Origin of the sequence: Agrococcus carbonis, from assembly GCF_900104705.1 — a bacterium.
Classification (GTDB): Bacteria; Actinomycetota; Actinomycetes; order Actinomycetales; family Microbacteriaceae; genus Agrococcus; species Agrococcus carbonis.
Genome location: NZ_LT629734.1, coordinates 1732911 through 1757938, shown reverse-complemented (window position 1 = coordinate 1757938; position 25028 = coordinate 1732911). Strand labels below are relative to the sequence as shown.

Here is a 25028-nt window from a genome sequence, read left to right as displayed (position 1 = left end):
ACGGTTCCGCACGACCGTGCTTTTCTGATGCCATGCGCAAGGGCGAGGCGACCAACCAGGCGATCCTGCGCGCCGGCCTGAGCGAAGCGAGCCAGGTCGGCCTCTCGCGGCTCACGATCGGCGGCCTCGCGACTGCGATGGAGATGTCGAAGAGCGGCCTCTACGCCCACTTCGGCTCGAAGGAGCAGCTGCAGGTCGACATCCTCGACTTCGCCGCCGACCACTTCCGCGACGTCGTCGTGCTGCCCGCGCTCGCCGAGCCGGCCGGCCTCTCCCGCATCCGCACCGTGATCGAGCGCTGGATGGGCTGGGACGGCGAGGGCGAGTACGCGCTGCCCGGCGGCTGCGTCTTCGCGGCTGCCGCGACCGAGCTCGACGACGCCCCCGAGGGCCCCGTGCGCGACCGGCTCGCCGAGCACCACGCGGCGTTCCAGGAGGCGCTGCGGCGCATCCACCGCTCCGCCGTCGTCGTCGGCGACCTGCGCGACACCGACAGCGCCGACTTCGCCCACATGCTCTACGGCCACATGCTCGGCTTCCACTTCGCGCACCGCATGATGCGCGACCCCCTCGCTCGCGAGCGCACCTGGCGCGCGATCGACGCCCTGCTCGAGTCGCAGCGGGCCTGACCTCTCCCCCTCCTCTCGCCACGCATCCGAACGGAGCCCTCATGTCGGCAAAGAAAAGCACGATCGTGCGAAACGCGCAGGCGGCGACACTGCGATCGACCTTCGGGGCGCTCGAGCGCACGGCGCCAGCCCTGGGCGCGCAGCTCGCCGAGCGCCTCTGGTTCTCGGTCGGCCGGCCGCCGTCGCGCGCAGAGCGCGGCCGGCGAGCCGGGCTGGCCGAGGCGGGCGTGGCGTTCACGGCGGATGCGGCGGGTGCGCCGGTGCGCGGTCGCGTCTTCGGCGACGCGGTCGCCCCGCTCGCCACCCTCGTGCACGGCTGGGGCGGGTGGTGGCAGCAGCTGGGCGCCTTCGTGCCGCTGCTGCTCGAGCGGGGCTACCGCGTGGTCGCGTTCGACGCGCTCGCGCACGGCGACTCCGGGGCGGGAGCGCTCGGGCGCCGCTCGACCACGGTGCCCGAGATGGCGGAGAGCTATGCCGCTGTCGTCGATCGCTTCGGCGCGCCGACGCTGACCGTCGCGCACTCGATGGGATGCGTGTCGGTGGCGTGGGCGCAGCGCGAGCACGGCATCGTGCCCGAGCGGCAGGTGCTCGTCGCGCCGGCGGCGACGACCGACGGGATGGTCGACACCTTCGCGACGGCGCTCGGCATCGGACCCGCGGTGCGCGCCGGGCTCGTCGAGCGCTTCGTGCGCCGCGTCGGCCGCCCGCTTGAGGACTTCGACCTGCTGCCGCTCGTCGAGGCTGAGCAGGCGGCGGGCCGCCTCGCCCCGGCGCTCATCGTGCACGACCGGGCGGATGCGGTGACGTCGGCGGATGCGTCGGCTCGGCTCGCGGAGGCCTGGAGCGGGTCCGAGCTGCTGCTGACCGACGGGCTGGGGCACCGCCGAGTGCTGCGGGACGCAGGCGTGGTTGCGGCCGCGAGGCGGTTCCTCGACGCGACGGCCGACCGGCCAGCGACGCGACTCTGAGCATCACGCCGAGGCGGGCGCCAGCGAGCCGCGCCGCCTCGCGGCCTTCACGCTGAGGTCCGACCGGCTGCGGGCCGTCGTCGAGCGCGCCCGCCTTTCCGGCGTGCGCGACCGCGTATGGTGACGCCATGCACCGCATCGCCGCGTTCGCGCTGGCCCTGCTCGTCCTCACCGGCTGCGCGACCGGCGAGCCCACCGCCGACGTACGCAACGAGGTGCAGACGGCGATCAACGTTGAGCTGATCCCCGAGAGCATCGTTGAGGCGGTCATGGACGGCGACGAGGCCGCGCTCGAGTTCGTCGAGAGCATGCACATGGTCTCCGAACAGCTCACAGTCGACATCCTCGACGACGACATGTGCGGGTCGGTCGCGTACCGGGTGGGGCTCAACGAGCCGACGCTCATCACGGCCCACGAGCGCGGCTGCGCGGTCGCGGCCGAGCTCGGCGCGCGCTGATGGTTTCGCGCTCAGGCGCGCGATCGCGACGCTCGCGAGCCCGACCGCTGCGACGGCGAGGTTCAACCTCGAGATACCGCTCCGACCTGGTGGATGACGACGACGAGAACGGGCGGGCCGCGCTGCGAGATCACGGCGAGGCTTCGAGGCGAGCATGCCCTTGATCTCGGACTCGTTGCGCCGCAGCTGCAACGCGGAGCGGCTCCAGAGACGGCGAAGGGGCCCGGCGACGCATCGCCAGGCCCCTCTGTACGGCAGCGTCAGCCGATCACACCGTCCCCCTCGTACCCGACGACCGACCGCGACTCGAGCAGCGGGATGATCTGCTCCTTGCCGATCTCGGCGAAGTGGGTGCTCTCGCGGTGCGCGGTGAACGCATCCGCGTCGACGTACGTCTCGACGATCGTGAAGACGTGCGGCTGCTCGAGGTCGCGCGCGACCGAGTAGGCGATGTTGCCGGGCTCGGTGCGCGACGCCTCGGCGAGCTGCGGCAGCAGCGCCGCGACCTGGTCGGCGGTCTCGGGCTTGGCGGTGTAGGTGGCGACGACGATGTAGTGCTGGGTCATTGTTCTTTCCTGTAGGTCCAGAGCGAGCGCTGGCTGGTCGAGATGCCGGCCGCGCCGCACGCGAGCGCTGCCTGCAGCGATCGCTCGTTGGCGACGAATCCGCCCGCGATCACGGGCGAGATGCGCATGACGGGCTCGTCCATCACGTAGGGCAGCACCGGCGCGGGCATGATCTGCACGAAGCTCGGGAGCGATCCCTCGAGCCCGTGCGTCGAGCGCGGCAGGTTGAGCCGGTCGGTGACGAAGAGCTTCTGCATGGCCACCATGCCGGTCGCCTCGATGCGGGCGACGGCGGTGGCACGAGTGGTGACGACACCGGCCGCACCGATCTTCGCGAGGAAGTCGATGCCGCCGCGGTCGAGCTGGAGGCCGCCCACGCTGTCGGCGTTCACGAACGTGAATCGATCCGCCGCCTGGAGCCGGCTCAGCACCGGCTCCAGGCTCAGCAGGTCGAAGCTCGCGACGATGCCGATCGGCGCGTCCGTGTCGAGGAACGCGTCGACGTCGTCGGGTGAGAAGAGGGCCGCGATCGCGGGTCGCGTGCGGAGCCTCGTCGACACCCACTGCCGACGTCGCGTGAGCGCATCCATGGCTACCAGATTATCGAGCGAGCCCCAGCTTGCCGGGGTTCAGGATGCCCTTCGGGTCGAGCGCGCGCTTGACCGTCTGGAGCACGCCGAAGGCGCCGCCGAGCGACGGCTCCATGAAGCGCGCGCGCAGCAGCCCGACGCCGTGGTGGTGGCTGAGCGTCGCGCCGTGGCGGATGATCACCGCGTTGGCCGCATCCCACGCCGCCTGGTACCAGTCGGCCCGGTCCTCGACCGCGACGTCGCCGCGGAGCGAGAAGTAGAGGCAGGCCGAGTCGACGTACGCGTGCGACTGGTGCGCCGAGCCCGCGAGGGTGCCGGGCACCTGCTGCAGCGCCTCGACGACCTCGTCGTAGATGGCCGGCAGGTCCTTCCAGGGGCCGATCATCTCGAGGGTGTCGGCGACGAAGCCGGGGCTCTTCTTGAAGCCCTCGGCGCTCTTGCCGGTGAGGTAGCGCGTGTCGAGCCAGCGCTCGAAGATCACGTCGCCGTCGAGCTCGGTGCCGCCGACCTCGCGGCACACGCGCTCCGAGATCTCCATGCCGGCGTCGACCAGACCCTGCGGGCCCTCGTCGGCGATGAGCAGCACGTGGCGCTCGGGCTCGTCGAACTGCAGCCCGCTCTCGAGCGCGTCGTAGAGGCGCAGCGCACCCGGCGTCGCGCCCTCCTGCATGATGCGGCGGCACGCCTCGAGCCCATCCGCGAACGAGTCGAAGCCGTAGGCGATCGCGCGGCCGTAGTCGGGCAGCCGCTCGAGCTTGAAGCGGATGCGGGTGATGACACCGAGCACGCCCTCCGAGCCGATGAAGAGCTGCAGCAGGTCGGGGCCGACCGCGGCGCGCGCCGAGCCGCCGAGCGTCACCTTCTCGCCGTCGGCGAGCACGACGTCCATGCCGACGACCATGTCCTCGATCTTCCCGTAGCGGGTCGAGAGCTGGCCGGCGCCGCGGCACGCGACCCAGCCGCCGACGGTCGAGATCGCGTACGACGACGGCCAGTGACCCATCGTCATGCCGTACTCGCGCTGGATGGTCTCCTCGAAGATGTCGCCGAAGACACCCGTCTCGACCTCGACGATCTGGCTCTCGGGATCCCACGAGACGAACTTGTCGAGCCCGCACACGTCGAGCACGATGCCGCCCGCGAGCGGCAGCGCGGCACCCGTGACGTTCGAGCGGCCCGCCGAGACCGTCACCGGGATGCCGTTCGCCGAGGCGATGCGCATGACCTGCTGCACCTGCTCCTCGGTCGAGACCTTGACGATGACGCCCTCGATGGCGGCAGGGGCCCCGCTCGTCTCGGCGATCATCGTGCGCGCCCACCAGTCGCGGGTGCCCTCGATGAGGCCGGCCTGGTCGGTGATGACCTCGTCGGATGCGGCGCGCAGCTCGTCGACGACGGCTGCGGGCACGTCGATGGTCGCCGTCGCGAGCGAGGCGCTCGTGGCCTCCGCGGGCGACTCGGGCGCCCAGTGCGGCTGCGTCGGCGCGCCGACGGTGTAGTTGCCGCGGTTGTACCCGCGCTTCACTGCTTCCTTGCTGATCATGCTGCTGCCCCCTTGGCGCTCAGTGTGTGGATCTCGGTGGTCTGGCTGCTGGCGGTGTGCCCGAGCAGGATGGCCTTCTCCTTGGCGGTCGCCGCGCGGTACTCGGCGACCTGGCGGTCGCGCTCGGCGTCGCTGAAGCCGAGCTCGGCCTGCAGCAGCTCGGCCACGCGCGGCGCCGCCGCTGCCGAGGCGTCACGCGCCTGGATGCGGCTGCGGGTGCGGCGGCTCAGCACGTCGTCGACGCTGCGCGCGAGCTCATGACGGGCCGAGTAGACGACCTCGGCCTCGAGGTACGGCAGCCCCTCGACGATCGGCGTCTCGAGCGACGGGTCGGCGGCGAGGATCTGGCTGAGGAACGCCGACTCGGTGCCGTAGCGCTCGCCGAGGTGGGCGGCGAGGCCGCCCGAGGCGACCACGGCCTCCGGGTCGTAGCCCGCGGCGCCGAGCAGGTACGCATCCTTCGTCTTCACGCGGCGGCGCTCGCCGAGCACCTTCTGCACGGCGTCGATCGTCTGCTCGGCCATGTGGCGCGAGGTCGTGAGCTTGCCGCCGACGACCGTGACGAGGCCGTCGTGGTCGGTGCGGATCTCGTGGTTGCGCTTCACCTCGACGGTCTTGCCGCCGGGCGGGGCGACGAGCGGGCGGGTGCCGGCGATGGAGCCGAGCACCTCCTCGGGCTCGATCTCCATGTTGAGCGCCGTGCGGGCGCCGTCGAGCAGGAAGTCGAGCTCCTCGCGGGTGGTGTGCACGTCGTCGAGGTCGCCCCGGTAGTCCTCGTCGGTCGTGCCGAGGTAGGAGGTGTTGCCCCAGCGGGTGATCGTCGCGCGGCGGTTGCGGCCCGGCACCGGGATGGTGACGGTGCAGTCGTTCTGGATCTTGAGCCACGGCACGGCGACGTGCACGCCCTTCGCGGGGCGGATGTTGGGCACGTCGGCGTCCTTCGCGGCGCCGTTCCAGTCGCGCAGCCACGACCCGACGGCGATGATGACCGAGCGCGAGCGCACGGCGATCTCCTCGCCGTCGACCTCGACGGTGACGCCCGCGACCTTGCCCGACTCGCGCCGCACATCCGTCACCTTCGCCCCGTTGAGCACGGCCGCGCCGTGGTGGGCGGCGGTGCGGGCGATCGCGAGGGTGAGGCGGGCGTCGTCGGCGCGCGCGTCGAAGTAGAGGAAGCCGCCGTCGAGGCGCTCGGACTTGAACGTCGGGCAGTGCGCGAGCACCTCGTTCTTCGAGAGCTTCTGATGCAGGATCCCCTCGCGCCAGCCGCCGGCGAGGTCGTACGTCCACAGCAGCGACTCGAAGCCGGCCGCGAGCCGGCGGTCGAAGACGCCGCCGACCGACATGACGGGGAAGAGGAACGGCAGGCGCTGCACGAGGTGACGCGCGTTGCGGCGCAGGCGCTGGCGCTCGAGCAGCGAGTGGCGCACGAGCGGCAGGTTGCCCTGCTCGATGTAGCGCAGGCCGCCGTGGATCATCTTCGACGACTTCGACGACGTGCCCGAGGCGAAGTCGTCCTTCTCGAGCAGCGCGACCTTGTAGCCGCGCAGCGCCGCATCCATCGCCGCGTAGACGCCGGTGATGCCGCCGCCGACGATCACGATGTCGAAGCGCTCGCTGCGCAGGCGCTCCTTCTGCTCGGAACGCTGCAGCCGCAGCGGCTCGGTGATCGTCATGCTCTCCCGGGCACGATCGGTCTTGCGAGCGGGCAGGCCCACCATGTCAGTCCTCCTCGTTCTGGTCGCGCACTCGGCGCACTTCTTCGTTCACGCGGTCGCGCCAGGCGCCCACGCGGTCGTCTCGCTCGGCCCGGTCGATCGCGGGCTCGAACTCGGCATCGGGCACGAGCGTCGCGGTCGCCGCCGCGAGGTCGGGCCACACGGTGCCCGCGCCGCCGAGGAAGGCGGCGCCGCGCAGGCTCGCCACGTCGGTGGCGCGCAGCCGGCGCTGGGGCACCTGGGTCAGGTCGGCCTGCATCTGCAGCAGCGGGTCGCTCTGCGACAGCCCGCCGCCGACGAGCACGCTCGAGGCGTCGACGCCCGCCGACTCGCTGCTGCCCTCGAGCGACCACGCCATCGAGTGCGCGATGCCCTCGAGCACCGCGGCCGCGACATCGGCCTTGGTCGTCGAGAAGTCGAAGCCCGTGAGGGTCGCTCGCACGCGGGGCTCGACCACGGGCATCCGCACCCCCGTCATCGCCGGCACGAACTGCACCTGGCGGCGGGCGGATGCGTCGGCCGCGGCCGCGGAGATGGCCCGGCCGCTCTCGAACCAGCCGAGCGTGTCGCACAGCCAGTCGATCGCGCTGCCGGTCGTGGCCGAGAAGGTCTCGACGGTGAAGCGCGACTGCTGCTGCGCGCGCCAGGCGACGAGCGCGAGCGCGCCCTCGTAGAGCCCCGGGCGCTCTGGCATCGCCGCGCCGAGGGTGAGGTCGACGAACGAGCCGGTGCCGTGCACGCACATCGCGTCGCCCGGCTCGAGCGCGCCGAGGCCGACGAGGCCCGCGTGCTGGTCGCCGAGCGCCGCGGAGACCGGCACCTCGATGCCGAGGATCGCGGGGTCGGTCGTGCCGAAGTCGTCCTGGTCGTCGCGCAGCTCGGGCAGCAGCTCGCGCGGGAAGCCGAGCGCGTCGAGGTAGTCGGTCTCGTAGCGGTGCTCGCCGAGCACGTACGCGCCGCAGCTCGTGGCGCTCGTGGCCGTCGTGACGAGCGGGCGGCCCTGCACGAGGTTCCAGAGGAGCCACGTGTCGATCGTGCCGAACGCGAGCGTGCCGGCCCGGTGGGCCTCCCGCACCCGCGCATCCGTCTCGATGAGCCGCACGGCGCTCAGGTAGGGCGAGCGCACGCCGGTGGGGCGGCCGACCTGCGGGATGAGCCGCGCATCCCACTCGGGTGCGAGCTCGGCGAGGTCGGCCGCGTACCGCGTGTCCTGCCAGACGATCGCCGGGGCGAGCGGCTGGCCGGTCGCGGTGTCCCACACGACCGCGGTGGCGCGCTGGGCGGCGATCGCCATGCCGACGATCGCCACCCCCTCGCGCCGAGCATCCGCCACGGCGTGCTGGACGGCGTCGATCGTCTTGCGGAGGATCTCGGCGGCGTCCTGCTCGACCACGCCGGGTCGCGGCGCGGCGACGGCGAGGCGCTCGTAGTGCAGCCCCCCGACGATGCCGTCGGCCGCGACCCACGCGGCGCGGGTGCCGGTGGTGCCCTCGTCGATGGCGAGGATGCCTCGGCGGATGCTCATGCTCTCCCCCGCCCTCAGCGAACCGCGACGGGCTCGGCGTCGTCGGCGAACTGCGGTGCGTCGGTCTCCTCATCGGGGCTGACGAGCGCGCGGCTCGGCTCCCACTTGATGACGCTGCAGATGATGCAGGCGGTCAGCGGCACGAGGGCCAGGATGAGGAACGTCGTGCCGAGGCCCAGCTGCTCCTTGAGGAGCGGGAAGACCATGAGGCCGAGCGCCGCGCCGAGCGAGCCGATCGCGCCGATGATGCCGTTGGCGCCGGCGCGCAGCTCGCTGCGGAACGACAGCGTCGAGAGGCTCTTGCCGTTCGCGCCCGGGCCACCGGAGTGGAACAGGATGAACAGGCTCGGCACGATGAACGCGAGCCACAGCGGCATCGAGTCGAAGAAGAGGCCGAGCACGACGAGCATCGCGAAGACCGCGCCGAAGCCGATCGCGGATGCGCGGCGGAGGCCCAGCTTCCCGGCGATGAACGACGACGAGAAGCCGCCGATGATGCCGAAGACGTTGAACACGAGCGTGCCGAGCGTGGCGAGCACGAAGTCACCCTCGCCGAAGATCGCGATCGAGATGATCGGCAGGTACCAGCCGACGGCGAAGTACTGGATCGACTGCGCCATCTGCACCGTCGCGGCGAGCACCGTGCGCGGCAGGTAGGTGCCGCGGAAGATGAGCGCGACGTTGCGGACGCCCTTGCTCGCGAGGTTCACGACCGGCACGCGGTCCTCGACCGGCGCGGCGGTGAACTGCTCCTTGTAGATCTTCGTCATCGACTGCGCGGCGCGCTCGAGGCGCTCCTTGCGCGCGAGCCACGTGGGGCTCTCGACCATGAAGGTCGCCTGCAGGATGAACAGCACGAGGGCCACGACACCCGCGGCGCCGACGGCGTAGCGCCAGATCGCGTCGCCGACGTTCCAGTTGTAGAACATGATCGCGAGCAGCAGGTTGGAGCACACGGCCGTGTACCAGATGCCCTGCCACGTGTTGAGGCGGCTCTTGAAGCGGGCGGGCGTGAACTCGGCGAGCAGCGCCATCGCGATGGCGAAGTCGATGCCGTAGGCGGCGCCCACGAAGAAGCGGCCCGCGACGACGAGCTCGAAGGTCGGCGCCCACGCGGCGATGCCGGCGCCGGCGAGGGCCAGCACCTTGGCGACGAGCAGCGGGGGGATGCGGCCGAAGCGGTCGGCGAGCCAGCCGCCGATCGGGTTGAACGCGAGCGCGACCCACGACGCCATCGAGGTGAGGATCGCGACCTGCGTGGGCGTCAGCTCCATGTCGCGCGTCATCGGCCCGAGCCCGGCGCTCAGCGCCGAGTTGGAGAACGCGTCGAGGAACAGGCCGCCGAGCGCGAGCCACCAGATGATGCCGGCTCGGCCGCGGATGCCCGGGCGCGAGTCGATGTAGCCGACGACGTCGTGGACGCCGCGAAGGATGTTCGTTGCCATCAGGAAGTTGACCTCTCTGTCAGCCCCGACGGATGCAACGTCTACATGGGAAAAGGGCACTACGAAGACTCCGCCAGGAATCTTCGTCTTGCCCTAGTGGCTCTGACTGTACACGGAGGTGGGCGTCGTGCCAAACGCACCGGTAACAGTGTGATCCGGGGGCTCAGGTTCAAGCATGGCGGTGGGCGCATGCCTTCTCCCCTCCACCGCGACTCAACCGTGGACGCGACTCGCGAGTCGGGCGGCAGGCGCGACTACTCCTCTACGTCAATACGGCGTGCGAGGTGGACGACCGCGCGCCTCACGTGGGGACCGCGCTTGCGGCGGACGAGATGATCGCGCATCGCGCAGGTCGTCTACGAGCCGTGTGCAGGCGGCGCGCGACGAACGAATGTTTGGCATTCGCCCCGGGGATGGCACTTCCATTCCATGCAACTTCGTGCGTCCGCTGCAACTGGCTCCCTCGCGGCAAGATCGTCGGCCATGGCAAACCGCTGCTCCCTGGAGGCCCCCACCGCGCCCTCCTCCCCAGCGGAGGAGGGTTTCGGCCCGGCTCTCTTGAACCTCTGAACGGCGCCTCCCCGGGGCAGGGCGTCGAGCTCATCGTCGCAACCCCCGTCCGGCAACGGCACGCCCATCTTCACAGACGACGGCGGCGCCGCGCGCCGCTATGCGTGCCGGTCGGCTTCCACTCGTTCGGCGGTTGGTAGCAGCCGGCCTTCGGCCGGGACGGCCTCCTGGTGAGTGGAGCGGTGAACTGAACCACTCCACTTCCGAAGGCCTGCGCCTACCCGCGGATCAGGCCAGTGTCAGGAAGCAACGTCGCCGGGCGTCGCAGTGACCCGCGACGCTGGCGCGGCAGCTGGGGGAACCAGGGCTTCCGGACGCATGAGTGCGCGCGGCAGTTAACGTGGCACCTGTGAACATGAAGCCTTCGCTGAGCAGGTCGACGGCTGGACGCGAGTGGCTACGCAACTTTGAAGAGCCCGATGCTTCTTCAGCACGACTACTACTGAATGCCATCCAGGTAGTCTCCGAGGCGCAGTTCCGGACTGAAATGAAAGCGCTACTCGCTGCGCTCAGCGATCAGAACCCCAACGGCTGGGATGCAGCAATCCCGGTCTGGTCGCTTCCGAGAAATTTCGAGCCCCATTACCTGTGGTGCGAGGGGAAACACTCGCGCGCTCCCGCCACGCCGTGCCCGCGCCCAGAGATGACGGGCAGTTCGCTGATTGTGCAGAACTTGCTTGGCCAAGTAGCCAGCGCGCATCGACTTCTGAACTCCCCAATGCAAACAGAAGCGATCGACAGAAAGGTCCGCCGACTCTTCCTGGTGACCGACAACGTTGTGTCGGGCGAGGAGGTTTCTCGCTTCATTCGGTACGTCCGCACCAGCCCAGCTATTCGAAGTTGGAACTCATATCAACTAATCAGCGTGGAACTGGTCACACACTCAATTGTTGAATCTCGGCTGACTGACCTTGAGGCGGTGCTTCCCGTGCATTTCGTGCAGCTCAGCCCCACCTTCAGGGACGCCGACTGGTCCGACGCTGAGCGCGAGGAGGTGCGGCGGTTCTGCTTGAAGTACGGTGGCGGTCGCGCTGATGCGCTGGGTTGGGCAAGAGCCGAGTCTCTTCTCGTCTTTGGCCACACTTTCGGTAACGGAGTGCCCGCTGTTGTGCGCCTCAGCGGCCGCCCTGGCGGCGGGCCCTGGAATGCCATTGTGCCAAAGGGCCGGAACTTCGGCATGAGCCAGCGGATTCCGGAGCGCCGGGTGGCGATTCCGATCTCACAGCGCATACAACGCGAAGTCACCAGCGGCCCGACCGTCCGGCGACGCCGCCTGCCCGTAGTCGTGGGCGCATTGCGGGGCGCGATGACGCTGAAGCGCCCTATTGACGAGGACGGCGAAATCACGGCTTTGCTCGCCGCTCTGTACATGAGCAACCAGTCCTTCATCTCGTTGATGCGCACCATGAGCAGGAGCCGACCGGAAGTCGTTGAAATGCTCCGGAGGGCAGAGCGGCTCAAACTCATCTCGGGATTGGATGCATTGCTCCGCCGTCTCGCAACACCGCTTTCACAGGGACAACGCTGGCTCAGCTCCGACTCTCTACCGGTGCGGCTCACCATTCAAGGCAGGCACTACCTCTTGCGCGCGCGCCGCGCCGCTTCGAGGAAGTTGGCGGTCCCGGTGACACCGGCCGACGACTTCTACTATCCTCAACAACTAAGGTGAGGCGGCTCTACGAACTAGTGCAGTTGCCGGGTTCCGGCAACGCCGGCTCGGGCTGGCAGAGTGTGCAGCCTGAGGCGTCCGCAGGACGTGCCGGCAGGAGACCTGTCGGCATGAGAAATCGACCGCTTCCGGAAGCAGCGCGACTCTCGCTTGGTTCCTCGGAGCCTCGGCGCGAGAGCCGCGCGGCCCCTCCGGGGCCTTATCGAAGGTAGCCAGTGGAGTCGCCTCACCTGTACCGAAGCAAGGCGCCAATCGGCCTCGATCCCGCTGTGATCGAGCGCGCCATACGCCTATCGACGACGCAGTCAGCGAACGGTGTTCAGCCCATTCTCACCCTGAAGCACCTCGCCAATCAGGCTGGCGTCGGTTTCGTTTTTCTAGAGCGCGTGTGCGATCGCTCAATCGATCCGTACGTCATATATGGAGTCCGCAAGCGCGTCGGTAGTTCCAGACGAATGATCGCCGCGCCAGAGGAACAGTTGCGTGTGGTACAGCGCTGGCTTCTCGACCATGTTTTCACCAATATGCATGTGCACTCGAGCGCATTTGCGTATGTCAAGGGGCGGTCGGCCCCGATGGCCGCAAGGCTACACCTGGGCGCGAACTGGATGCTCAAGTTGGACGTGCGCAACTTCTTCCATGCGTTCGATGAGAGGCAAGTTTACGATGTTCTCGCCGGGACGGGGTACAGCGATCTGGTTCGCCTACAGGTAGCTCGAATCTCCACCCGCCACGTTCGCGAGTACCTTCCGTGGCTCCCGGAAAAGTACAGGGAGTCCCGCAGCCAAGAAGGGGCAAGTGCAGCCCGGTTCGCGCACACCGCTGCGGAGATAGACGCCTTCGAACTGACGGCGCTGCCTCATGACGGAGGGAGTCGGCTCGGCTACCTGCCGCAAGGCGCGCCGTCGAGCGGCGCTATTTCCAATCTCCTGTCCCGGGAGTTGGATCGGGACCTTGCTGAGCTGGGGATAAGTCGCGGCCTCGTGTACACGCGTTATGCGGACGACATCGCGCTGTCGGCGTCGACACCGTTCTCCCGGAAAGAGGCTGAGGCGCTGATGCATGACGCAAGCAGGGCGCTTCGGAAGCACGGCCTGGAGCCTAACCACACCAAGACCCGTATAGTGCGACCGGGCCTGCCGATAGAGCTCCTCGGCGTTCGGGTTGACGGCGAGTACACGCGAGTATCGCGGCGCGTCCGGGAAAAGATTGAGTTTCACATCCGTGCGATCGAGAAGTTCGGCCTCGCCGCCCATGCAGCACACGCGGGCTTCGGAGACGCAATCGGATGCGCGAATCACGTGATCGGCCTAGTGCGATACGCGCACGACGTAGAACCGCAGCGCGCGGGGGCGTACTTCGCCCGAATAGAGCGAGCTATTCCGGGCTTGCAAGTTCGCCCGTTGTAATGCGGCTCATCGCATTTGAGGGTGTAGCGCCGGTCTGAAGCCGCAGGCTTCGAGCAGGACCTCGCGATGTAGTTGGCGAGGTTGCGGAAGCCGAGCGCGGAGCCGCGGAGGTGCTCGAGGCGCGCGTTGATCGCCTCGGTGGGGCCGTTGGAGGTGCCGGGTCGGTCGAAGTAGGCGAGGACGTCGAGGCTGCGCTGCTTGAGCGTCCGGCCGAGCGTGATCAGCTCGCGCAGCGCCGCCGGGACGCCGCTGCTGACGGTGCCGATCAGCTCGACCATGAGCGCCCGCCCTGCCTTCCGGTCAGCGTTGCGGTAGGCGGCGATCATGCGCTGGTAGATGCCCCAGGTCACCTCGACGGCGAGGTGCCGCTCGTCCGCGAACAGCGCGTCGAGGCGTGCCTGCTGCCGTGGCGTGCGGAACGTCGCGCCGGTGTGGAGCGTGCGGCGGGCGGCGTAGAGCGGGTCGCCCTTGCGGCCCCGGTGCCCGTGGATCTCCTGCTGAACCCGCCGCCGGCACGTGTCGAGCGCGTTGCCGGCGAGGCGGACGACGTGGAACGGATCCATCACCGCGACCGCTCCCGGCAGCTCCTCGGTGGTGGCGGTCTTGAAGCCGGAGAAGCCGTCCATCGCGACGACCTCGACGGCGTCTCGCCTGGGGTCGGGCGGCGAGCCAGTGCTGGAACGCCTGCTTCGAGCGGCCCTCGACCATGTCCAGCAGCCTCGCCGGCCCCGTGCCGTCGCGGATCGGGGTGAGGTCGATGACGACCGTCACGTAGCGGTCGCCGCGGCGGGTGTGGCGCCAGACGTGCTCGTCCACGCCCAGCACCGCGACCTGGTCGAAGCGGCCCGGATCGTCGAGCAGCCGCCGCCGTCCCTCGGCGAGCACGGCGGTGTTGGCGGTGTGCCAGGCGACGCCGAGACCGGCCGCGACGCGGGAGACGGTCAAGTGGTCGAGCACCAGCGCGTCCAGCGCCCATCGCAGCCCCGTGCGGCAGATCTTCGCCCGCGGCTCCGCCGCCGCGGACGTGTCCTGCCGCCAGATGCGGCCGCAACCGGTACAGCGGTAGCGGCGGAGACGGATCAGCAGCGTCGTCGGCCGGTGCCCGAACGGCGCGTGCGCCAACCGGCGCGTGACCGTATCGCGCAGCACGCCCTGACACCCGCACCAGAGGCACCAGTCGTCCGCTTCCACGACCCGGCACGACAGCACCGCCCGATCCGGCTCAAGCCGCTGCCCGGTCGCCACCAGACCGAGCTCGTCGAGTCGGCAGAACGTGGTGAGGCAGGGCGCGTCGAAGGTAGCGTTGAGCACGTCGAGGTCTTTCGGACGGTGAGTGTAGGAACTTCCATCCTGGAAGACCTCGACCCCTATCCCCGAACCGACGCGACCCGAACGCCTACACCGTCAACTGCGAAGAGCCCGTAATGCCTTCTGGCGCTGAAGGAAGTACATCCAAGCGATGTTGCGCTCGCTATGGCGTAGCACCACAACGCTGCATCGTTGCACGCGAAGCTCGTCAGCGCAAGAAGCTGCAGCGGCGCTCGGGTTGGCTCAGGCCGCCGATTCGCCGATGGGATAGAGGTGCCCTGCACCCCGCAGCGCGGCGAAGCGCTGCCTCAACGATGACGCGAAACCGGCGTCGCGGATGATGACCCCGGCCTCGAGATTGCGCTCGTGCGCCGCCTCCGAGAGATTGGCGCTCGTGATGAAGGCGATGTGGGAGTCGACGATGACGACCTTGGAGTGTTGAATGCCTCCATCCGGGCCCGGGTTGAAGCCCAGAAAGCGCGCGCCCAGCAACTTCTTCTGGATCCACGCCGCCGTCTTGCCGTCATTGAGCGTGGGCTCCAGCAAGACCGTCACCTTGACGCCGCGCGAGACCGCTCGCCAGAGCGCCTGCATGTACAACGAGCCCGAACTCGCCGAATAGGTCGAGGCGAACACTTCCTCTGTCGCCTCGTCGACGATGTGGGCGAGTGCAGCTGTCGTGTGGTCTCCATCGCCCTGGAACGTAGGGCCGCTCCACACGGGCCGGAGGTCGACGGTGTTCGCGGCTGCCGCCGCGGCGAAGCCACGCAGCGCGTCGGCCAGAGCATCCGACCCGACTTCTACGAAGGCGGCCTGCAGCAGCGGCTTCGTCGCGTCGGGCAGACTCGCCGAAGCCTTCGAGTGGCTCCCGTCGATCTCAAGGCTCGAGGCGAGCTTCACCGCGGTCGAGGGTGATAAAGCTCGCGCAAGGCGCTCAAGCGCCCCAGCCATCTTAGGCCCCGACCTTCAGGTCCACGCCGCCGAGCAGGGGGGTCACATCGCGCGATCCCGAGTGCAGGTCGAGCGCGAACCGGCGGTCGAGGAAGCGGTTGGCGCGCTCGCACGAAGTCTCGGAGAGGAACGCGCAGAAGTGGCACGCCGCGCCGTGGAGGAAGTCCTCCTGGTCCTTCGGCACGCGGTGCGCGCAGATCGGATCCGACGAGCAGCGCTGCGCTCTGTGCAGGGCCTCGTGAACGACCTCCTCCAGTCGGTCGGTGCGAGCGAGATCGACGAGTCCGCCAAGCGTCCCCTCGCTGTCGGGCGAGGTGGTGGTGATGAGAATTCCCGCAGCGGGGTCGCGGCCGTCCGAGTCCCGCCACGCGTAGATGCGCTCAGAAAGCGAAGCGGAGCCATACCCGCTCGACATCGCCATCTCGCGGATGAGCAGGTGCGAGATCGTGTGCAACGCCCAGTAGCGAGGTGGAGGCATCCTCTCCTCGGCGTCGAGTTCCACCGCCGTCGTGCTCTGTCGGCGTGCGAGGTTTCGCTCGTGCGCGGCGACGTGGTCCGCCCACACGGAGCTGTCGAGCACCTTCGACTCCCACGCGGCGACGTCCTGCTCCGAGAAGCGGATGAAGACGCCCTCGCCGCGGTCCTCGGTCGCGGGCGCCCACTTCGGCTTGCCGGAGATCGCGATCGGCGCGATGCGCGCGGCCTCGTCGCCCACTCGGTCCAGCGCGTCGATGCGTGTGAAGCCGATGAAGGCGTTCGCCTTGCGGATGCGATCGACCGCCACGACTTCTTGCACGACCGATCCGAGGCTGAGAGCCACAGGCACGGGGTGGACCTTGAAACCGTTGCGTCGATCCTCGGCGAGGAACTCGTCGGGGTGCGTGAGCGTGTTCCACTCCGGCACCAGCAGGTGGTTCGGGTCGTAGCCGGTGGGCCCCGTCGCAGCAGCCGGTGCAGGCGCAGGCACGTCGCCCCTCGCGATCCGGATCGCGTGCCAGAGGTCGTCGTCCGAGATGCCCGTGAACTTGGCCACCATGTTGTCGGGCGCGAACTTGCGCCAGCCGTTCACGTCGCCAACCGACCTCAGCTTCGCGATCTGAGCGGGCGGCAGTCCGAGCACCTCGTCGACGATGTCCGTCGGCTTCGGCTGCTTGCGCGAAGGCAGCACGAGCACGCTGATCGTCGCCGGGAACCACTGGTTCGCCGCTCCAAGCAGCATCAGCCGCACCTCGCCGCCACACGGCTCGTCCGCAGAGGCGAACGTGGGGAGGTGCGGATGGCGTCCCCGGCAGTCGGGGAGGACAGCATCGCTGCCGCGGGTGAGTTCGGCGATGTTGCGCGTGGTCCCGCACTGCACGCACTTGATCGACACCTGCGGGCCGAGGTTGGAGCGCCACTCCATCATCCGCAGCTGCGGGGTCGGCACGCACTCCTTCCGATGGCTGTCAGCGCCGTGCACCCAGGCTTCGTAGGGGAACTCGTCGAGGTGGCCATTCGTGCAGGCGATGAGGTAGCGCGCCGGCACGGCAACGCGGTCCCGTCCGTCGCCCTTGAAGCGTCCCTTGCACTTGCGGTGCACGAAGCGGGCGAGGTCGGGACGATGCTTGCGCGTGTTCTCGAAAGCAAACTTGTTTTGTGAGACGGACGCGAGCAGGTCGCAGCCGGTGCAGCGCAGCCACTGCGGGAACACGCGTGTGGGGATGCCGACAGGCGTCGTGTCGCCCCCCGGCTGCTCCGGCAGCCATGGGGGCTGGCGGAGCTCACCAACCTGCTGACCGAGCTGGCGCCGCACGGCTTCGAGTAGGCGCGGCACGAGCACGAGCTCGGGTTCACCGCCCATCCGCACGTACGCCTTCTCCCAGGCGTCGATGCCCTGCGGCATGACGGCGAGATGCGGCAGATCGACCGACGCGCCGATGCCTGATGTGTAGAGCATCGCGTTCGGCCTGATCGATCCGACGCGAGCCCGATTCGGGCTCTTCTTCGCAGTGTCGACGAAGGGGTCGGCGACCACGCCCGCGACGCCCACGGCTCCCTCGCCAGGGGCCGAGTCTTCCACGACAGCGGATGCGGTGGCGTCGGTCACGGCTTCCCTTCCTTCTTCGGGGTGAATGACCATGCGGGAGTTTCGAGGGTCACCGGCTCGGCCAGCTTGTCGGGGAACGGGGAGACCAGCAGGTCGATCTCGGGCTGCACCTCGCGCATGGAGTTCGCGACTTGAAAGAGCCGATCGCCATCCTCGCCGAACGAGTCCTCGGGGCTCGCGAGCAGGCGCACGACATGCTGCTTGGGCAGCGTCTTGCGATCGTAGGTGAGACTGCCATTGTTGAGATCGGCCCGCTCGGTCCACTCGTCGAGGCGCAGCACGAGCTTGCTCTTGGCGAGCTTCGCGGCAGCGTCATCGCCTGCGAGGCCGACACGGGCCACCAACCGATCGACGAGCTCATCAATGGCCTTGCGCCGGCTGGCGATGCGCCCGGCCCCCGCGGTGGCATCCGGCGAGAGTGACTGGTCGGGGGCGCGCCCAGCGTCGAGCACCCGGGCAGCCGACACGATCAGCCCAGTCAGGCCTCGCTCCAGCGCAGCCTCCGAGAACGGCGTCACCGAGAGCGCCTCGACGTTCGCGTAGAACGTGTCGTGGTAGTGCTCGAACTGCTCGTAGTGCGCCATGTCGCGTGGGCGAGAGCGGTTGGCGAGCGTGACGACGAGGCCGGGCTTCGTGGCTTCGCGGCCGACACGGGAGGAGGCCTGAATGTACTCGGCGGTGTTCTTCGGCTGGCCGACGATGAGCATGAGCCCGAGGCGCGGCACATCGACGCCCACCTGCAGCATGGAGGTCGCGAGCACGACGTCGAACGGCAGCTCGCGGGCTGCGAGCTCCTCGCCCGCTTGGAGCTTGGCGCTGACCGCCTTGCGGCCGGCGGTCGTGTCGAGCGTCGCGTCGAAGGGAGTCGCGAGATGCGTAAGCGTGCGCCCGATCTCCGACGACGAGATCCTTGACGTGAGCTCTCCGATCTTGAGCGGGGTTCGACGGCGCGGGTACCCCGTCGAAGCATCGGGCGAACTGACGCGCGTCGTCACGTCGTCCTCAAGGTAGCGCCGCATGCCGGCGAGCTCTCGGGTCGCAGAGAAGTAGTCGACGAGGGTGAGGTACGGCTCGGCGGCAGCGCCGTGTTCGTCGAAGAGCCGCTGAGAGGCGAGCAGCAGGATCTCGCTAACGCGGATCTCGGCGAGTGTGAGTCGCGCGCCATGCAAGCAGACGCCGAGGTACTGGCGCCCGGGCTCCTCCGCAAGCGGCACCTCCGCCGAGAAGAACGTGTCGCTCACCGACAGCACTTGCGGCGGGAACACCTCGACATCGCGCGCGTACAGCCGCTGCACCTGCTCGGCCGCCTTACGGACCGTCGCAGTCGAGGCGATCACGAGCGGCTTCACGGGCTTCGCGGATCCCACGGCGCCGAGTTCCCACGACGAGAGCATGTCGATGACGCCCTCGAATAGCCCGACGGCGGTTCCGAGAGCACCGGTGATGAGGTGTAACTCGTCCTGAATGATCAGGTCCGGCGGCCGGAGGCGACCGGAGGCCATGACTTTCGTCGGCAAGTATGTGCGACCGTTGGCCTTTGTGGCCGTGTGGCTATCATTCCCGCAGACGCTGCCATCGGTGTCGGCGTGCTTGTAGCCGTGCCGCGGACACCTCCGCGACACGTAGCCGAAGAGGCTCGCGGCCTCGCCCTCACGAGCCAGGCGGGCGAACTTGTCGACGGTGGCGAGCAGGAAGGTTGGCGGGTGCCGGTAGATTTCATCATCGACGGTGAGCACAGGAAGCCCCTCGTCCGCGGAGCCGCCCATCGCGAAAGGACAGCCCGCCCGCCGGTCGCCGCAATAGACCCGGATGCGCTTCTCGATGTCGTCGGCCTCGACGTTCGCCTTCGGGTTGATGCCGGTGCCGCACCAAGGGCAGTGGTCGAACTGCAGCACCGAGAGGCCATAGGCCTTGCTGCCTTCGCTCTCCCGGACGTCCTTGACCTGTTCTGCGGCTTCCGCGTAGCGCTTCGGGCTGACGCTGGAGCCGACCCAGAGACCAATGCGGAACGGAGTCTCGCCCCAGGTCGCCGGATCCTCTCGGCGCACGATCTCGGCGGCACACATGAGCGTCGTCGCGCGGATGAACTGCTGCGAGGTGAGCAGACGGAGCGTGTACCGCATGAGCACGGCCACGCCATCGCCGCCATCGAGGAACCCCTCCGGGGTCTCAACCTTGCCCTGCAGTCGCCGGATGCCGAAGGTGAACGCCGCGAGGCCGAGGTAGGCCTCGGTCTTGCCGCCACCGGTGGGGAAGAAGAGCAGTTCGGCCCGAGGCACTGTGGTGGAGCGGCGAACGTGGGTCGGGTCCACGACTGAGGGCAGCTGCATCAGGATGAACGCGAGTTGGAACGCGCGCCACGAGGCGGCCTTGTCGCCCTTGGCTTCTACCTGCGCAACCGCATCAGCGATCTTCAACGTCTTCTGCTCGATGCGGAGCGCCGCAACCTGAGACCGGAGGCGCTGATCGCGCATCGCGCGGTTCATGAACCAGAACGCGCGCTGCGCCTGTTCGTCCGACGCGAGAAGGTCGAGTCCGAGCTTCAGCCGCTTGAGCGCTCGATTGGCATCCTCTAGCCCCAGGCTTCCCTCGCCCTGGAGGTGATCCGGGAGCTTCGCGTTCTTGACGGCCTGCTTCTCGATCCAGTCACCGTAGGCATCGACGAGCGGCTGCAGCCCAGCCCGCAGCTCGGCCGGCTTGGACTCCATGAGCGCGCGCATGCTGAGCACCGCGCCCGGTACCTCGGGAGCACGAGTCTGCGGCACCTCCGCGGTCGGCAACCAAGTCGTACGCACTGCAGTCGCGCGTCGCGAGTCATCAGTCGCTTCGTCCCACGCGACAGAGGCAGTGCGACCGATCGCGAACTCGAGCTTGTCCCGGTAAAGGAGGTCGAGCCGCCGGACTTCCCCGTCGCGTGAGCCGCGGTCATCCGCGAGCGCGTCTCGCGCGGGCAGGAAGACAGCTGCCCCATCTGGAGCCGTGACTTCGAGCTCGGCCTGAAACAGCCAGAGCTTCGGCGGCAATTCGCGACCCGTGACCGCCGTGTTGAGCAGCGCCGCTTCGACCACGCGACAGCCCTCGTAGTCGAAGACCTCGACCGAGATCGCCACGTCGTCGCCAAGATCGGTTCGGTGCGATCCACCACCCGGGATGCTCGTGAGATCGATGTTGACGGGCTTCTCGAATGGCGTTCGGTCGTAGATCGTCCTCGTGCGGCCCGAGTCGGGGTCGACCTCGCGACGGCCGGCGTACCGTCCCCATCGGCCGGTGAAACGCAACACCCTTGTGTTTGCTGCGACCTGAAATCGGAGCCCCATCGACGACGGAGCGATGATCTTCGACTCGGGGCCGCGGTCCTCGTCGGGCTCAGAGGGCGACGCCTCACCGATCGACTCGTCTTCGTCGACCGGCACGCCCGCGGTTTCGTGCGCATTCGACAGATCGACGACGGCCGTCTCATCGTCTCCTCGCACCGCATCGAGCGTCTTCGCCGGTTCACCCGACGACACCGGCGAAGACGCTTGCCCGTCGAGCAGCGAGATCGGCGCTAGCGCGCCTGCCAGATAGCGTGCACGGGGCGTGCCGATGATCTCCTCGGTCGGTCCGTCCCACGGCCCGACAAGATCACGACGGAGCAGATCGAGCAGCTCTCCGCGCACCTGCGCGGACGAGACGACGGATGCGTCGGTCATCAGAACATAGCTCCTTCGGGCTTCTCGGACTCCTCAAAGGTCTTGCCGCGCTTCGCTCTCTTCGGAGCGGACTGCGTCTCGATCGCCGCGCGCCGGTGGTTCTCCTCAAGCAGACGGTCGAGGATCTCGATGCGTGCGGCAGGGCTTACTGTCCACCGCTGCAACTGGCGATACGTGTGGAAGCCATGGTCAAGCGAAATGTCGGTCCAGCCGTACGCCGCCATGACCTCCTCGTCCAATCGCGTATGCAGCTGCCGGATCTCCCGGACATCTGCGTCATCATGGCTCGAATCGTGCACGAGACCGTAGCCCTCGGTAAGACCGACGCCCCTCTTCAGGAGCCGGGTCGCACGCTCTTGCTCCAAAGCCACAGCCGCCTCCCGCAATCGTGCGGTGGGCTCGGGTCTCGGGAAAGTTTCGAAACCCTCCCGCAACAGATATCGCAATCCAGTGCCCAGGGTGGAGCTATAGCGCGTCACCCAAACGTTGTGGATATTGGAAGACAGCACACCGTGAATAGCCCAGTCCTCTGAGGCGAACACCGCTACGCTGTGATCGTACACCACGCTGGACGGCCCGATTGTCGGCATCGCGGTGTTGCTAGTTAGCGCGAGTACGAACACAGTCTGCAGCTGAGTAATCGCCCTCACCATGGCTGGCCGCGTCTTCTCGTATTGCCACCAGTTGTCGTACGCATGACGGCTATATGTCACTTGCAACCGCTGAGGCAGAACGCGCTCTTCGACGATTCGGAAAGGCCCGCGGTACCTCTCCGCCTCCGAGCGACTCATAGTTCCAAAGTTGATTGCGTATTCCTTGCCCAACCACAGCATGGACTCATTCAGCGCGCCGCCTCCCACGTACGGCTTGACTACCTCTTCGTTGCAGGGATCCTCGAAGAGTAAGATCTGCGCTTCGGCGGGACGCAAAATGAAGCCTTTGCCGAGGATATTGAACCCCTGGAATCCGAGCGCAGCATTCTCCTGCAGACGAGCCGGGTCGCCCTCGACCCGCCCCTCCGGCTCAAGCAATGAGTTGATTCTCTCGCAGGCGGTGCCGTCTGCGACGCGAACTAGAGTCGCCCTGCCGAATGACCCCCAAACAGCCGCGAACGACACACCCGCTGATCGCGCTGGCCACGGGCGACTCTGCACTGCGGCGTCGATCTCAAAGCCATCGTTGATTAGACGAACCAAGCCGACTTGCCGCGTTGCGCCCTGAGCGAGCGTGTTCGTAGCAATGATTCCGAGTCGGCCGTCGGTGCGCATCAACTGTGCTGCGCGCAAGAGGAAGTACGCGACCAGATCAGCGCTTCCAGGAGTCCCTCCTGCGACAACATTGATTATCATGTCGCGAACGTTCTTGCCGACGGCACCGGTGATCTTCTGCCCTCCCAAGAAGGGTGGATTCCCCACTACGGCGTCGAAACCGCCGTTGCCGACGATGACATCGGGTGCCTCGATAATCCAATGCAGCGGCTTCCAGCGGGCTTCCATTGAGTCGACCGTCGCGGTGAGACCCGCTTCGATAGATGCTACGAGCTGACTGCGGTCGCCCTTCGAGCCGTCCGCCGGGTAAGCATCGCGGAGGGCTTGTGCGAGATCGTCGTACCGATCATCGAGCTTACGACCGGGCTTTCCCCCCTCACGTAGTGCCGCGGCGATGACGCCGTCTCCGATATCGCGAAGCTTCGCGGTGACCTGCTTCGCCTGCGCGAGCAGGGCGCGCTTGGCGCGGGTCGAGCGCATGCGATCTGCGTCGTCAGCCTGGCCGGACGAAAGTTCACGCCGGAGCCGAGCAGCGTCCTTGAGGTCCTTGTCGACATCGAAGCCGTCTAGTTGCCGCTTTACCGAGACTGTTGGGGAGATGTGCTGAGCTTTGAGCTGCGCCTCGGTGGTGACGCCAAGCAGGGAGTTACCGTGGAAGACGCGATCGTCGACGAACGAGAACGGCTTGCCCGGATCCATCGAGATGAGCCAGAGGGAGAGCTTGCACATCTCGACGGCCATGCCGTTGATGTCGGCGCCGTAGAGGCAGCGAGCGACGACTTCGCGGATCGCAAAGCGCTTCGGATTCTCCCCGCGGATGGGCACGCCCTCGGCGCTACGCGCCTCGATCACGCGGTCGGCCAGATAGCGAGCCGCAGCGACGAGGAAGGCGCCCGAGCCGGCGGCGATGTCGGCCACCCTGAGATCGAGAATCTCGGCCGACGACTTCAGCTTCCACTGCGTGCTGTCCTCGACGTCGAGCGGGCCGGGCGAGTAGACGAGCGGCTCCAGAGCCTGCAGCACCACCTCTTCGGCGAGCGAGCGAGGCGTGTAGTGGGTGCCGGTGTTGGCGCGCTGCGCCGACTCGGTCATCACGAGGCCGCCCGCGGGCACGACGTAGGGAAAACCGCGCAGGTCGTCGCGGATGAGCGCGTGGAATCGCTCGAGTCTGCCAGCGAGCTCGTCATCGCCGAGCAGGGCGTGGCGCAGTCGAGTCCGAGCGTCGGCGGCGGCGTCGAGGTCCGCCGCGCCGTAGACCTTCGCGATTTGCCCAGCGGTTCGGGGCTTCGCGTGCTCCTGGGTCTTCTTCAGGTGCGCGACGAGCGCGTCCCCGAACTGCTTGGAGGAAGCCGCGGCCGACGCAAGCTGCTCAAGCTCGACCAGCGGGACTTCCGGCTCGAAGCCTGGCTTGCCCTGCAGGCCGACCACGAGCTCGCTGGCGTACTCGGCCGAGTAGCCGAGCAGCCCCTCGTACACGTAGCCAATCTGCTCGACGTCCAGATCGCGGAACGACAGCTGCATCGCTCCGTCCTCGATGGTCTGGACGGCGCGGAGCACAGCGAGCATGGCCCTGTCGGTGAGTCGGACCCGGAGGCGGCCCTGCGCATCCGTAGCCTGCAGCCAAGGAAAGCGCTCGGGATCGAACAACGAGCCGCCGTAGGCCGGCATCCGCATGTCCTCGAAGCTTGCACCACCGAAGACGGCGTTGCTCGCGGCGAGCAGCCGATGCCAGGCTTCCCAAGAGTGGTCGAGTGCCTCGGCAGAGGTCGCGGTCGCCTCGCGCTGCAGTTGCCCGCGGAGTCCCGCGATCGCGTATGACGAGCGATAGAGATCGTGCTCGGGCAGCAGCCCCCGCTCCTCAGCGAACAGGATGAACACGATGCGCATGAGTGTCGTGACCGCGCCCTCGTAGACCGCCCGAGGATCATCGGGCAACGGCGAAGCCTCTCCCCGGGCTACGGCGCGCAGGTGCGTGTCGGACATCGATTGCAGCACGAGCTCCACCGCGCGACGCACCTGGTCTCCCAGAGCCTCCGTGATCTGTTCGGCGCTTGCGACCGACTCGGCGAACAGAGCGGGAAGGCGCTGCTCGGCCTTGCCACCGGCGAGCGATGTGAAGCTCGCGAGCGCCAGGAACGCGTCACGACTGGGGCGCTCCTCGCGCCACAGCAGGGCGTCCCACACGCCGCTCGCGGTAGTGACGTCCTTGGATGCGGACACAAGGCCCCACCAGCGTCCGTCGGTGACGATGCCGATCGGCACCCCCGTCTCGCGCAGGAGCACGGACATCCGATCAATCGCGCTCGCCGACCAGCCGTCAGTCCCCACCGCACGAAGGTCCGCGATGCGATCGACCAGCGTGACGAGCGCGGCCGGGGCGTCCCCCTCGCCAGCGAGCGCCGCGAACGGTTCGATCGTGACCGCACCGCTCGGCGAGTTCGCCGAGAAGCCAGCGGGGGCGAGTTCGAGCTCGTCGGACCAGTCGAGCAGGGTTCGCAGCACGACCTCGACCCACCGATCGCGTGCTTTGGCGTAGGTCGCCGACTCGGCCGTCCACATCGACGACCAGCGGCTGAACTCGTCGACGAACGTCTCGTTGACATCGTCCACGGAGGCATGCGCCTTCGGCAGGC

General features: G+C 68.3%; 15 protein-coding genes and 1 pseudogene. 5 read left to right on the top strand and 11 right to left on the bottom strand.

All coding sequences use genetic code 11. The features are described 5' to 3' along the window. The first annotated feature begins 32 nt into the window (after positions 1–32). From BLT67_RS08485 to BLT67_RS08475, 3 genes are all read left to right on the top strand, one after another. Entirely contained in the window at positions 33–629 is a 597-nt protein-coding gene (locus tag BLT67_RS08485) for a TetR/AcrR family transcriptional regulator (RefSeq protein ID WP_092666620.1), read from the top strand. Between the two features lie 65 nt (positions 630–694). Next, positions 695–1597, top strand: a complete 903-nt coding sequence (locus tag BLT67_RS08480) for an alpha/beta fold hydrolase (protein WP_092666619.1) — start codon at positions 695–697, stop codon at positions 1595–1597. Between the two features lie 128 nt (positions 1598–1725). Next, positions 1726–2055 (top strand): hypothetical protein, encoded by a 330-nt coding sequence (locus BLT67_RS08475; protein ID WP_092666618.1) that lies wholly within the window; start codon positions 1726–1728, stop codon positions 2053–2055. Positions 2056–2315: 260 nt separating this feature from the next. Here BLT67_RS08475 and BLT67_RS08470 read toward each other — a convergent pair whose 3' ends face one another. Genes BLT67_RS08470 through BLT67_RS08445 form a run of 6 tightly spaced genes read right to left on the bottom strand, consistent with a single transcriptional unit; the run spans position 2316 to position 9442 of the window. Continuing rightward, positions 2316–2621 carry a putative quinol monooxygenase gene (locus tag BLT67_RS08470; RefSeq protein WP_092666617.1) on the bottom strand — a complete coding sequence of 102 codons (306 nt, stop codon included), beginning with the start codon at positions 2619–2621 and terminating at the stop codon, positions 2316–2318. After that, entirely contained in the window at positions 2618–3211 is a 594-nt protein-coding gene (locus BLT67_RS08465; protein ID WP_092666616.1) for a glycerol-3-phosphate responsive antiterminator, read from the bottom strand. Before BLT67_RS08465 ends, BLT67_RS08470 begins: the two co-directional genes overlap by 4 nt. Positions 3212–3221: 10 nt before the next feature. Then, on the bottom strand, positions 3222–4754 hold the full coding sequence (locus BLT67_RS08460; RefSeq protein ID WP_092666615.1) for an FAD-binding oxidoreductase: 1533 nt from the start codon (positions 4752–4754) through the stop codon (positions 3222–3224). Continuing rightward, positions 4751–6475, bottom strand: a complete 1725-nt coding sequence (locus tag BLT67_RS08455; protein ID WP_092666614.1) for a glycerol-3-phosphate dehydrogenase/oxidase — start codon at positions 6473–6475, stop codon at positions 4751–4753. Before BLT67_RS08455 ends, BLT67_RS08460 begins: the two co-directional genes overlap by 4 nt. Before the next feature lies 1 nt (position 6476). Next, positions 6477–7997 (bottom strand): FGGY family carbohydrate kinase, encoded by a 1521-nt coding sequence (locus BLT67_RS08450; RefSeq protein ID WP_092666613.1) that lies wholly within the window; start codon positions 7995–7997, stop codon positions 6477–6479. Positions 7998–8011: 14 nt separating this feature from the next. Beyond that, a complete protein-coding gene (locus tag BLT67_RS08445) occupies positions 8012–9442 on the bottom strand; it encodes an MFS transporter (RefSeq protein ID WP_092666612.1) in 1431 nt (476 codons plus the stop codon). 925 nt (positions 9443–10367) lie between these two features. Here BLT67_RS08445 and BLT67_RS13405 point away from each other — a divergent pair. Further along, positions 10368–11681 carry a phosphoribosyltransferase-like protein gene (locus tag BLT67_RS13405; RefSeq protein WP_456236381.1) on the top strand — a complete coding sequence of 438 codons (1314 nt, stop codon included), beginning with the start codon at positions 10368–10370 and terminating at the stop codon, positions 11679–11681. 269 nt (positions 11682–11950) lie between these two features. Next, complete coding sequence (locus BLT67_RS08435; RefSeq protein ID WP_157674287.1) at positions 11951–13090, top strand: reverse transcriptase family protein; 1140 nt, start codon at positions 11951–11953, stop codon at positions 13088–13090. Positions 13091–13096: 6 nt separating this feature from the next. Here BLT67_RS08435 and BLT67_RS08430 read toward each other — a convergent pair. The 5 genes and pseudogenes from BLT67_RS08430 to BLT67_RS08410 all read right to left on the bottom strand — a co-directional run bounded on the left by BLT67_RS08430 (position 13097) and on the right by BLT67_RS08410 (position 25005). Continuing rightward, positions 13097–14401 (bottom strand): annotated as a pseudogene (locus BLT67_RS08430) (ISL3 family transposase). Between the two features lie 240 nt (positions 14402–14641). After that, entirely contained in the window at positions 14642–15349 is a 708-nt protein-coding gene (gene drmC, locus BLT67_RS08425) for a DISARM system phospholipase D-like protein DrmC (protein ID WP_092666609.1), read from the bottom strand. Position 15350: 1 nt separating this feature from the next. Further along, on the bottom strand, positions 15351–17435 hold the full coding sequence (gene drmB / locus BLT67_RS08420) for a DUF1998 domain-containing protein (RefSeq protein ID WP_157674285.1): 2085 nt from the start codon (positions 17433–17435) through the stop codon (positions 15351–15353). Further along, positions 17432–21127 carry a DISARM system helicase DrmA gene (gene drmA, locus BLT67_RS08415; RefSeq protein ID WP_092666607.1) on the bottom strand — a complete coding sequence of 1232 codons (3696 nt, stop codon included), beginning with the start codon at positions 21125–21127 and terminating at the stop codon, positions 17432–17434. Before drmA ends, drmB begins: the two co-directional genes overlap by 4 nt. Further along, a complete protein-coding gene (locus BLT67_RS08410; protein ID WP_197674411.1) occupies positions 21127–25005 on the bottom strand; it encodes an Eco57I restriction-modification methylase domain-containing protein in 3879 nt (1292 codons plus the stop codon). The genes drmA and BLT67_RS08410 overlap by 1 nt, the downstream gene beginning before the upstream one ends. Positions 25006–25028 lie beyond the last annotated feature (23 nt).

Excerpts from the sequence above, each read along its gene's own strand:
- BLT67_RS08485 (WP_092666620.1), top strand. The coding sequence starts at position 33 with ATGCGCAAGGGCGAGGCGACCAACCAGGCGATCCTGCGCGCCGGCCTG.
- BLT67_RS08475 (WP_092666618.1), top strand. The coding sequence starts at position 1,726 with ATGCACCGCATCGCCGCGTTCGCGCTGGCCCTGCTCGTCCTCACCGGC.
- BLT67_RS08470 (WP_092666617.1), bottom strand. The coding sequence starts at position 2,621 with ATGACCCAGCACTACATCGTCGTCGCCACCTACACCGCCAAGCCCGAG.
- BLT67_RS08465 (WP_092666616.1), bottom strand. The coding sequence starts at position 3,211 with ATGGATGCGCTCACGCGACGTCGGCAGTGGGTGTCGACGAGGCTCCGC.
- BLT67_RS08460 (WP_092666615.1), bottom strand. The coding sequence starts at position 4,754 with ATGATCAGCAAGGAAGCAGTGAAGCGCGGGTACAACCGCGGCAACTAC.
- BLT67_RS08455 (WP_092666614.1), bottom strand. The coding sequence starts at position 6,475 with ATGGTGGGCCTGCCCGCTCGCAAGACCGATCGTGCCCGGGAGAGCATG.
- BLT67_RS08450 (WP_092666613.1), bottom strand. The coding sequence starts at position 7,997 with ATGAGCATCCGCCGAGGCATCCTCGCCATCGACGAGGGCACCACCGGC.
- BLT67_RS08445 (WP_092666612.1), bottom strand. The coding sequence starts at position 9,442 with ATGGCAACGAACATCCTTCGCGGCGTCCACGACGTCGTCGGCTACATC.
- BLT67_RS13405 (WP_456236381.1), top strand. The coding sequence starts at position 10,368 with ATGAAGCCTTCGCTGAGCAGGTCGACGGCTGGACGCGAGTGGCTACGC.
- drmC (WP_092666609.1), bottom strand. The coding sequence starts at position 15,349 with ATGGCTGGGGCGCTTGAGCGCCTTGCGCGAGCTTTATCACCCTCGACC.
- drmA (WP_092666607.1), bottom strand. The coding sequence starts at position 21,127 with ATGACCGACGCATCCGTCGTCTCGTCCGCGCAGGTGCGCGGAGAGCTG.